Source organism: Myceligenerans crystallogenes (assembly GCF_039529775.1).
Taxonomy (GTDB): domain Bacteria; phylum Actinomycetota; class Actinomycetes; order Actinomycetales; family Cellulomonadaceae; genus Myceligenerans; species Myceligenerans crystallogenes.
This window is the reverse complement of sequence record NZ_BAAANL010000001.1, coordinates 769,780-779,898: the sequence shown is the minus strand read 5'-3', so window position 1 is coordinate 779,898 and position 10,119 is coordinate 769,780. Positions and strand designations below refer to the sequence as shown.

The following is a 10,119-nucleotide window of genomic DNA, read 5'->3' as shown; positions in this document are numbered from 1 at the left end:
CCGCGCCTTCTGGGGGCGCGGAGGGCGCCGCCCGCGGGGCACGACCGCGCAGGCTCCTCTTCCCTGCGTGGTCATCGCCCCGGCTCGCCCGCCCCGGGCTCTCCGCACCCCCTGGAGAGCCCGGGGCGGCGTCATGCCGCCGGTCGCCGGGTCTCACGGACCTGCGTCACAGACCCGCCGTGCGGCGGCAGACCTCGTCCCAGGGGGTGGGTTCGAGGCCGAGGCGCGCGCGGGCGGCGGAGTCGTCCAGGATGTACGGGGCCTCGAACTGGTGGATCAGTTCGCGCAGCTCACGCATCAGCGGGACGACGGCGGCGAGGGCCGTGAGCGTGACGCCGCGGATCTCGCGGATCTTCACCGGCGGCCTGCCCGCCGCGGCGAGGACGTCGGTCAGGGCCTGGCGCTGGGTGACGGGCGGGTTGCTGGGGACGTGCCAGGTGCGGCCTTGGGCGTCCGGGTCCTGCGCGGCCGCGATCAGGGTGCGGGCCACGTCCTGGACGTCGGTGAAGGTGTGGGGGACGTCGACGCGGCCCATCATCTGGACCGTCTTGCCCTGGAGCGCGCCGGGGACCACGCGGCTGACGTGGCCGTTGGGGCCGACGCCCACGCCGACGTAGTCCGAGCCGCGGACCTCGACCGCGCGGACCCGGCCCGCCTGGTGGGCGGCGAGGGCGTCGGCCCAGAGGCGGGCGCGGAGGACGCCCTTGTGGTCCGTGGCGGCGTCGGGCAGGTCCTCGGTCATGGGACGGGTGACCGGGCCGTAGGGGTAGAGGTTGCCGGTGATCGCGTAGACGGCGCCGGAGCGCTCGGCCGCCGTCAGGAGGGAGGCCGCGAGCGGCGGCCAGGTCTTGGCCCACTCGGTGTAGCTGCCGGGGTTCACGCAGTTGTAGAGCACGGCGGCACCGTCCGCGACGCGGGCCAGCGCGCCGGCGTCGGTGGCGTCGAGGGCGAGGTGCTCGACGCCGGCGATGCCGGTGTCGCGGCCGGATCGCGTCACGACCGTGACGCGGGAGCCGCGCTCGGCGAGGAGTGCGGCGACGTTGCGGCCGACGGGGCCGGCGCCGGCGACGACGTGGTGATCGGTGGTGTTCATGGAGGGCTCCTGGGCTGGTGCTGGGCAACGTGATCGGCGGTTCGAAACGAGAGCAGTGCTCTCGTTCGAGGACGATCATGGCACGGCCGGCGATCAGTTTCAAGAGCAGTGCTCTGCTTTGCGTGCAGCGATCTCGGATGGCACGCTGGGCGCCATGAGCAGCACGCCACGAACGGCACGCGCACTGGCGCGCGAGACCCTGACGCAGGAGATCCTGGACGCCGCGCGCGAGCGCCTGCGGACGGACGGGCCGTCGGCCCTGTCGCTGCGCGCGGTCGCACGGGACGTGGGGATGGTCTCGTCGGCGGTGTACCGCTATTTCCCGAGCCGGGACGCGTTGCTCACCCGGCTCCTGCTGGACTCGTACGGCGAGCTCGGCGACGCCGTCGAGCACGCCGAGGCGGCCGTGGCCGAGGACGACATCCTCGGGCGCTGGCTCGCGGCGTGCCGCGCGCTGCGCGCCTGGTGCGTGAGTCACCCGGGCGACTTCGCCCTGCTCTACGGCACGCCGATCCCCGGCTACGCGGCCCCGCAGGACACGATCGAACCGGCCACGCGCGTCATCCTGACCCTGGTCCGGATCGTGGAGGACGCGCACCGCGCGGGCGCCCGCCCGCTACCGCCGCCGGAAGGCGCCGGCCCGGTCGACGACGTCGTCGCGGGCGCGCGCACGTTCGTCGTCACGCGGGGCCTGCTGTCCGACGACGTCCCGGCCGAGTCCGTGGCCCGCACCCTCATGGCCTGGACCCAGCTGTTCGGCACGATCTCGTTCGAGCTGTTCGGGCATCTCACGGGCTCGGTCACGGACCTGGAGGCCTGGTACGACCAGGTGGCGATGCGCCTGGCGGGCGACCTGGGGATCCGCCCGGCCCGCAGGTGAGCCGACCCGCGGAGCTCACCCGCCGCGGGGTCCGGGGGCGCGGTCCCCGGACGGATGCGGGGCTGCGCCCCGCAAGAAATGACGAGGCGGAGTGGTTCGGCCGCAAGCCCGAACACACTCCGCCCATCCGTCTGGTGCGCCTGAAGGGATTCGAACCCCCGACCTTCTGCTCCGGAGGCAGACGCTCTATCCACTGAGCTACAGGCGCGGAAGCCGCGTGCTGGTGATCGCTCACCTCAACGGCCGAACCGAGACTACCAGGTGGCAGGCCCGGTGCACGCATCGAATCCGTGTGACGAGCGTCTTGCCGGCGGCCGGCCTGTTGTGGCCGGGCAGCGTGTGCCAGGACCGTACGGCGCCGGCCGGCCGGCGATCACGTGGCCGTCGACCCGGGCGTCAGGACTCACCGACCACTTCGAGCGAACCGAGGATCTGGCCGAAGACCTTCCGGGACCGCTCGATACCGTCCGCGTGGTACGCGATGGAGCCGACCTCGCCGGACTCCAGCACGAACTCGGCCACGCCGACGAACATGTCCGGGGGGCCGTCGTGCTCCTCCACCTCGATGACGAGCACCGAGGTGGCGCCGTCCAGCTGCACGGAGGTCTGACCGGGCCGTGGCTTCTCGATCGGTCCCATGTCCCCGGGGTTGAAGGCGACGGAGAGCATGGCCTCGTCCTCGCCGGCCTTGGTCCAGTAGCCCTCGATTCCCTCGTCCATGCCGTCCGGCACGGCGAGCTCCAGGCGGTCGTTGACCGTGGACCTGCCCCAGGCCGCCGGGGGCGTGGCCAGGTGCGGGTACTCGGGCAGCTCGTTGACCCACTGGGTCCCGCCCGCCTCAGGGCTGAACTTCAGCGACCCCAGGAAGGGGACCAGGATCTCCTCGAGATCCTCGGCGGGTGCGTCGACGAAGGCCGTGTACCCACGCCCGCCCTCCCGGCGGACGTCGACCCGGACCTCGACGAGTTCCTGACCGGTCTTGTCGGTGACCGTGTAGCCGCTGGCGACCGCGATGTCGGCGCCCCGCATGACGAACGGGGTGCCCTCCCCCGGGACCTCCCAGGCGTCGGCCGAGGGCGCTTCGTCGGCACGAATCCGCGCACCGGTCCCGGGGTGGATCCAGCCGGGCGTTCCTTCGTCCTCGTCGGGGAGCCAGCCGTCGGGAAGGGTGATCCGCAGGCCGCTGGGCCCCGCCCAGGACCAGCCGTCGGGGATCCCGGCCGGGAGATCGGCGAGGTCCGGCAGGTCCGCGACGTCGTCGGCGCGTGACAGCTCGGAGGCGCCCCCGAACCGGCGGACGGCCTCGTAGTCGGTCTCCCCCTCCACCCGGATCGACGCCGCGATCTGGTCGAACGTCTCCCGGGACTCGGCGTCGGCCAGGTCGCCGGCCTCCAGTTCGAGCACCACCACGACGAAGTCGGCGAACGTGGGCTCGCCTTCCGACAGCCGGACCACGAGCTCGTGCACGTCGTGGTCCTCCGGAGGAATGTCGTGGTGGTAGTACGTGGCGCCGGGAACTCCCGGGATGTCGATCTCCTGTTCCCGCGCCTCACCGCCGAAGCCCCCGCCGAACACGTTCCCGGAGCGGACGGTGAGGCGAGGGCCTCCCCGGGTGTCCGGGTCCGTCCCCGGCGGGGTCCAGACACCCGGCCAGGCCTGACGCTCGTGATACTCCCAGCCCGGTGGCACGGCGAACGAGACCCCGCTCGCCGAGTGCCGCTCCCAGCCGCCGGGAGCCGTGCCCTCGGCCGACGGTGTGCACGCCGTCAGCCCTCCTGCCCCGACCAGCAGCGTGACCGCGGCCGCGGCGACCCTGGGGCGCGCCGGATGGCTGGTGTCCTTGCCGGCGCGCGGGTGCCGCGCCGTACCGTCGTCGACCGTCATCGGATCAGATCCTCCTCGTTGACCGGAATGCCGAGCACGAACGTCACCAGGACCGGAAAGGTTGCCGCCCCCGGGCGGCCTGTTACGGGTCGACGGCGAGCGACCCCAGGATCGTGCCGAGGAGCTGCTCCTGCTGGGCGCCGTCGGGCGCCGTGTACTCGACGACGTAGACGCCGCCTTCTTCCAGGACGATCTCGGCGACGGCGCTGAAAACCGGCCGATCGAAGTCGCCCACATCATCGTCCCGCACGACGAGGACGGAGGCCGCGCCGTCCACCTCGACGTGCGTCACGTCAGCCGCGACCGTCTTGTCCCACGGATAACGTTCGGCCTGACGGTGGACGTAGAGCTCGGCGCGGTCGTTCGAGACCTCGGCCGGGCCGTCGTACCACGAGCCACGCCGGGTATCCGCTGGACTGCCGCCGCGTGTCCAGCCGGACGGGACGGACAGCCGGAGCGATCCGACCGACTCCTCGGTCCAGGAGCCGGCCGGCCGCGCAAGGGGTTCGTACCGGGGAGGGTCGCTCCACGCGGGATCCGACGACGGCGCCGGGCCCAGGACGGAGGTGCGCTGACCGGGCAGGACCGGAGCGGCAGTCCACAGGCCGGGAACCGCCCACATCCCCACGACGACGAGCAGCGCAGCGAGCGCGGCGGCACCGACGGCCAGCACCGCACGGCGGCGCTTCTCCCGCCGGACGGCACGCTCGGCCATGGTCCGGCCGTCCAGGTTCACGGGCACGGGTCCGGGCGCCACGAGAGCGCCGTCGAGCAGGACGCGGAGCCGGGCAAGGCCGCGCGAGGTGGCCGACTTCACGGCCCCGACGGAGATCCCCAGTTCTGCCGCGGTCTGCGCCTCCGTCTGGTCGAGGAGGTACCGCAGCACGATCACCCGCCGCTGCGCGGGCGGAAGCATGCGCAGGGCGCGGACCACCTCGTCGCGGTGCAGCACGGCCTCGGCCGGGTCCCGGGTCACCGCACCGCGGAGCTGGTGCGGGTCCACCAGGAGGTCGCGGCGGGTGCTCCGCCAGGTGTCGATCCGCGCGGTGGCGATCACCTTCCGGGCGTAGGCGAACGGTTCTCCGTCGCCGACCCGGTGCCACGCCCGGTACGTGCGTTCCAGCGCCACCTGGACCAGGTCGTGGGCGCGGTGCTCGTCCCCGCAGAGCATGACGGCGATCCGGGTGAGGCCCGCGATGCTCGCCTCAGCGAACGCGGTGAAGCGTTCCTCGGCCGAGGCGCCTCTGGCCAGGATCTGGACCCGTTCGCCGGGGTGCGGCCGGGTCGCCGCAGGCTGGTCGTCGGTGGTCATGTGCGCCTCTCGGGTTCGTGACGGCGGATTCGACCATAGACGTCGGATCCGGACGGAAGGTTGCCGACCGACCGACGTTCGTTCGGCGCCGGCCCCGCGGGCCCGGGTACGCGGACCGGCGGCGCCGTTCCCGGCCTGTGGAAAACGCCGGGAGAGTGTCCGGCGCCGCCCGTAGAATCGTGACGTGACCCCAACCGAGCTCTCCGGAGCGCTCAGCGCTGCCCTTGCCGCGGCCGTCGCCGACGGCACCCTCCAGCTTCCCGCCCACGCGATCCCCGCGTCGGTGCACGTGGAGCGACCCCGGCAGCGAGAGCACGGCGACTGGGCCACGAACATCGCGCTCCAGCTCGCCAAGAAGGCGGGCACGACGCCGCGGGCGCTGGCCGAGGACCTGGCCGCGCGGCTCGGCGAGAACCCGGGCATCAAGTCGGTCGACGTGGCCGGTCCCGGCTTCCTGAACATCACGCTCGACGCCGGGGCGGCGGGTGAGCTGGCGCGCACCATCGTCGAGGCCGGCGCGGGGTACGGCCGCACGGACACCCTGGCCGGCCAGGTCCTGAACCTGGAGTACATCAGCGCCAACCCGACCGGCCCGCTGCACATCGGCCACACCCGATGGGCCGCCCTCGGCGACTCGATGGCGCGGATCCTGCGCGCCGCGGGCGCGGACGTGAAGGCCGAGTACTACATCAACGACGCGGGCGCCCAGATGGACCGCTTCGGCGGCTCGATCCTCGCCCGGGCGACCGGCGGCGAGATCCCCGAGGGCGGCTACAACGGGGAGTACGTCAAGGAACTCGCGGCCAAGGTGCTCGAGGTGCGCCCGGACCTGCCGGAGCTGCCCCACGACGAGGCGGTCGCCGTCGCCCGCGAGGAGGGCTACAAGTTCCAGCTCGCCGAGATCCGCGAGGTCCTGGACGGCTTCGGCGTGCACTTCGACGTGTGGTTCTCGGAGCGCGAGCTGCACGACTCCGGCGCCGTCGGCAAGGCCGTGGACCGCCTGCGCGAGCAGGGCCACGTGTACGACGACGGCGGGGCGATCTGGCTGCGCACCACCGACTTCACGGACGACAAGGACCGCGTCCTGATCCGCGCCAACGGCGAGCCCACATACTTCGCCGCCGACGCCGCCTACTACCTGTCCAAGAAGGACCGCGGCTTCCCCGGCAAGATCTACCTGCTCGGCGCCGACCACCACGGCTACATCAACCGGCTCAAGGCCATCGCCGCCTGCGCGGGCGACGACCCGGAGCAGAACATCGAGATCCTGATCGGCCAGCTCGTGAACGTCGGCGGCGCGAAGCTGTCCAAGCGGGCCGGGAACATCATCGAGCTGCGGGACCTGGTCGAGTGGATCGGCCGCGACGCCGTGCGCTACTCGCTGTCCCGCTACCCCGCGGACACGCCGCTGGAGCTGCAGGGCGAGGACATGCTCAAGCAGACCAACGACAACCCCGTCTTCTACGTGCAGTACGCGCACAGCCGCACCTGCGCCGTCGACCGGAACGCCGCCGAGCGCGGCGTGCGCCGCGAGGACGCCTTCGACCCGTCCCTGCTCAGCCACGAGTCGGAGAGCGCCCTCATCGGCCGCCTGACCGAGTACCCGCGGATCGTGGCCCAGGCCGCCGAGCTGCGCGAGCCGCACCGGATCGCCCGCTACCTCGAGGCGCTCGCCGGCGACTACCACTCCTGGTACAACGACGACGCCAAGCTGCGCGCCAACCCGTACCCGGACGAAGCGGTGACCGACGCGCACCGCACCCGCCTCTGGCTGAACGACGCGGTCCGCACGGTCCTCGCCAACGGCCTGGACCTGCTGGGCGTCAGCGCCCCGGAACGGATGTGAGCGGCGTGGGCACCACGAAGGACGCAGGCACGGCCGGAACCGTGACGCAGGGCTCCGGGACGACGGCGGCCGGGACCGGGCAGGCCGATCCGGCAACGAGCCCGGCGGTCACAAGGGTGACGCCGGGACTTCCCGTCGGCCCGGCCGGGCCGCCGTGGTCGAGCGGCGTGCGGCGCCGGGACGACGGCGAGGTCGAGGTCGCGGGCGTCGCGGTCACCGAGTTCGCGGCGGAGCACGGCACGCCGTCGTACGTCGTGGACGAGGCGGACTTCCGCGCGCGGGCGCGCGCCTACCGGACGGCCTTCGAGGCCGCCTTCGCGGCGGTCGGCACGGGCGTGGACGTGTACTACGCGGGCAAGGCGCTGCTGACCGTGGCGATCGCGCGCTGGGCGCGCGAGGAGGGGCTGCGCGTCGACACGGCGTCGGGCGGCGAGCTGGCGACCGCCCTGCGCGCGGGCGTGCCCGGCGAGGCGATCGGGCTGCACGGCAACAACAAGTCGGACGCGGAGATCCTGCGGGCGTTCGAGCACGGCGTGGGCCGGATCATCGTGGACTCGCTCGCCGAGATCGACCGGGTGGCGGCGCTGGCCGCCGAGCGCGGCGTCGTCGCACCGGTCATGGTGCGCGTGACCACGGGCGTGCACGCGGGCGGCCACGAGTACATCTCGACCGCCCACGAGGACCAGAAGTTCGGGCTGTCGATCAACTCGACGGCGACCGGCGCGGCGGCCGGCGCGGCGTCGCCGGCTCCGGACAGCCCGGCGATGAGCGCCCTGCTGCGGGTCCTGGACAAGCCGAGCCTGAAGCTGCTGGGCATCCACTCGCACATCGGCTCGCAGATCCTCGACCCGGACGGCTTCGAGGCGGCGGCGCGCGCGGTGCTGGACCTGCGGGCGGCGCTGGCCGCGCGCTCCGGCGTGCTGGTCGAGGAGGTCGACCTCGGCGGCGGCTACGGCATCGCCTACCTGCCGGGCGAGGTGGCGCTCGACCCGGAGCGCGTGGCGAAGGACATCGCCTCGTCGGTGGCCGACGTCGCCGCGAGCCTGGGCACACCGCTGCCGCGGTTCTCCATCGAGCCGGGCCGTGCGATCGCGGGCCCGGCGGGCCTGACGCTGTACACGGTCGGCACGGTGAAGCCCGTGACGGTGGGCGGGGACGACGGCGCCGAGCCGTTCACCCGGCTCTATGTCTCGGTCGACGGCGGCATGAGCGACAACATCCGCCCCGCCCTGTACGGCGCCGACTACCACGCGGGGATCGTGGGCCGCGCCTCGGCGGCGGAGCCGGTCCTGGCGCGCGTGGTCGGCAAGCACTGCGAGTCCGGCGACATCGTGGTGCACCAGGTCATGCTCCCGGGCGACATCCAGGCGGGCGATCTGCTCGCCGTGGCCGCGACGGGCGCCTACGGCCGCTCCATGGCGTCGAACTACAACATGCTCACGCGGCCGCCCGTCGTGGCCGTACGCGAGGGTGCCAGCCGCGTGCTGGTCCGCCGGGAAACCGAGGCGGATCTCCTGGCGCTCGACCAGGGCTGACCTCCGGACGGGCTCCGGCGGCATGTCCGCTGAGCGGCTTTTCACCCGTGGGCGGGTTGGCGGTATGGTCCGGGTCATGTCCGAAGCGACAGCGCACGAGACCACCCGTACCACCGCCGGCGCCCCCGAGGACGTCGTGCGGTTCTACCCGTCGCGAGGCCATGCCGCGGTCCTCGCGGTCGCGGCCCTCATCCTCGCCGTCGTCTGCGGGGCGGCCGACGTCGTCGGCTTCAACGCCGTGCAGACCGATCCGTCCACCCTCGCGCTGGTCGTCACCGGCGCGGGCGCCGTCGGCGCCGTCATGGCGCTCGGCGCCGCCTTCATCGCGCTCCGCCGCATGCTGGTGGCGCGGTGGCCCGTGCTGATCGTCGACGACGAGGGCTTCACCGACTGGCTGCCCAACCTCGGCAGCGAACGCGTCGAGTGGAGCGAGGTCACCGGCATCCGCGACGCGCACGTCGCGGGACGCCCGGTGGTCGCCGTCGACGTCGTCGACCCCGCGGCCGTCATCGCGCGGCAGCGCGGCCCGCTGCGCCGGGTCGCGGCCACCACGAACGCCCGGCTCGCCGGCACGCCCGTCATCCTCAAGCCGGGGAGCATCGACGCGACGTCCGAGCAGATCAAGGCGGCCCTGGCCGAGCACGTCCCGGCCTGAGCCGGCGCCGCGGACCGGCGGTTCTCCCGTTGTGCGTCCGGCAACGGGAGAGCCGCCGCGCGCGGCGGCTCGCCGGCCGGCGATCCCGCGGCCGGCCGCCCGCCGGTCGGCCCGCCGGTCCGAGGTCGTCGTGTTCCACGGACACGGACAGGCCGCGGCGAACGGGCGAAATGGGTCCTGTAGACTTGGGGCAGCACCTGGCACGGGCGACAGGGGATCAGCTGTGAGCGACCTCGACAAGACCGGTCACGACGTCGGTTCCGAGACCACGTACGGTGACTTCGAGTTCGAGCGACGCTTCTTCGTGCGGGATTTCCCGCGCGAGCTCCGCGACGCCCCCGCGCTCATCGTGCAGTCCTACTTCGTGGCCGACGACGGCTACGCGCTGCGGGTCCGCGTCCAGGCGAGCGACGTCGACGCGCCCCAGGAACCCGGAACGGCCCTCGCCGACCTGCTCCGCGAGCACACCGCGGCGATCGACTTCGCGGCGGTCACGGTCAAGGGACCGGCGGTCGGCGGCACCCGCTACGAGGCCGAACGCCCGCTCGACCCGGGGATCGCCGTCGAACTCGTGAGCCGTGGCGGTGCGCCGATCGTCAAGACGCGCTACGCGGCCTGGCTGGGCGCGGACGGCTGGTCGATCGACGTCTTCGGCGGCGCGAACCACCCCCTGGTCGTCGCCGAGTGCGAACGCTCCGGCCCGGTCACCGACCTGCAGATCCCCGACTTCTGCGTCACAGAGATCACCGACGACGCCCGCTTCTCCAACGACCAGCTGGCGAAAGCCCCGTACCGCACCTGGTCCGCCGGGTTCGACGCCGAGCTGGCAGCCCAGGGCCCGCGCTTCCGCGACGACTTCGGCCCCAACACCCACCTGGCGACCTGACACCGCGCACGGCGAAGGGCTCGGCCGG

The 10,119-nt window shown here is 73.3% G+C and carries 8 protein-coding genes and 1 tRNA gene; 5 read left to right on the top strand and 4 right to left on the bottom strand.

Translation table 11 applies throughout. The annotated features are described in order from the left end of the window. Positions 1-166 precede the first annotated feature (166 nt). Positions 167-1,093: an NAD-dependent epimerase/dehydratase family protein gene (locus tag ABD208_RS03215; RefSeq protein WP_344099423.1), complete on the bottom strand. Its 927-nt coding sequence runs from the start codon at positions 1,091-1,093 to the stop codon at positions 167-169. A 154-nt stretch (positions 1,094-1,247) separates the two neighbouring features. Here ABD208_RS03215 and ABD208_RS03210 point away from each other — a divergent pair, with 154 nt between their 5' ends. Beyond that, entirely contained in the window at positions 1,248-1,973 is a 726-nt protein-coding gene (locus ABD208_RS03210; RefSeq protein ID WP_344099421.1) for a TetR/AcrR family transcriptional regulator, read from the top strand. Positions 1,974-2,105: 132 nt separating this feature from the next. Here ABD208_RS03210 and ABD208_RS03205 read toward each other — a convergent pair. The 3 genes from ABD208_RS03205 to ABD208_RS03195 form a co-directional block, all read right to left on the bottom strand. Next, positions 2,106-2,181, bottom strand: a tRNA-Arg gene (locus tag ABD208_RS03205). 188 nt (positions 2,182-2,369) lie between these two features. Next, on the bottom strand, positions 2,370-3,857 hold the full coding sequence (locus tag ABD208_RS03200) for a hypothetical protein (RefSeq protein ID WP_344099419.1): 1,488 nt from the start codon (positions 3,855-3,857) through the stop codon (positions 2,370-2,372). A gap of 82 nt (positions 3,858-3,939) precedes the next feature. Then, the gene (locus tag ABD208_RS03195; RefSeq protein WP_344099417.1) at positions 3,940-5,169 is read right to left on the bottom strand and encodes a SigE family RNA polymerase sigma factor; all 1,230 of its coding nucleotides are present in this window, start codon (positions 5,167-5,169) and stop codon (positions 3,940-3,942) included. 184 nt (positions 5,170-5,353) lie between these two features. Between ABD208_RS03195 and argS the strand changes: the two genes are divergently transcribed. The 4 genes from argS (at position 5,354) to ABD208_RS03175 (ending at position 10,091) form a co-directional block, all read left to right on the top strand. Beyond that, positions 5,354-7,015 (top strand): arginine--tRNA ligase, encoded by a 1,662-nt coding sequence (argS, locus tag ABD208_RS03190; protein WP_344099415.1) that lies wholly within the window; start codon positions 5,354-5,356, stop codon positions 7,013-7,015. Between the two features lie 116 nt (positions 7,016-7,131). Then, entirely contained in the window at positions 7,132-8,550 is a 1,419-nt protein-coding gene (gene lysA / locus ABD208_RS03185; RefSeq protein ID WP_425561070.1) for a diaminopimelate decarboxylase, read from the top strand. 76 nt (positions 8,551-8,626) lie between these two features. Continuing rightward, a complete protein-coding gene (locus ABD208_RS03180; RefSeq protein ID WP_344099413.1) occupies positions 8,627-9,205 on the top strand; it encodes an STM3941 family protein in 579 nt (192 codons plus the stop codon). Between the two features lie 223 nt (positions 9,206-9,428). Next, positions 9,429-10,091, top strand: a complete 663-nt coding sequence (locus ABD208_RS03175) for a CYTH domain-containing protein (protein WP_344099411.1) — start codon at positions 9,429-9,431, stop codon at positions 10,089-10,091. Positions 10,092-10,119: the final 28 nt, after the last annotated feature.

Coding starts and splice junctions, on each gene's coding strand:
- ABD208_RS03215 (WP_344099423.1), bottom strand. CDS start 1,093: ATGAACACCACCGATCACCACGTCGTCGCCGGCGCCGGCCCCGTCGGC.
- ABD208_RS03210 (WP_344099421.1), top strand. CDS start 1,248: ATGAGCAGCACGCCACGAACGGCACGCGCACTGGCGCGCGAGACCCTG.
- ABD208_RS03200 (WP_344099419.1), bottom strand. CDS start 3,857: ATGACGGTCGACGACGGTACGGCGCGGCACCCGCGCGCCGGCAAGGAC.
- ABD208_RS03195 (WP_344099417.1), bottom strand. CDS start 5,169: ATGACCACCGACGACCAGCCTGCGGCGACCCGGCCGCACCCCGGCGAA.
- ABD208_RS03180 (WP_344099413.1), top strand. CDS start 8,627: ATGTCCGAAGCGACAGCGCACGAGACCACCCGTACCACCGCCGGCGCC.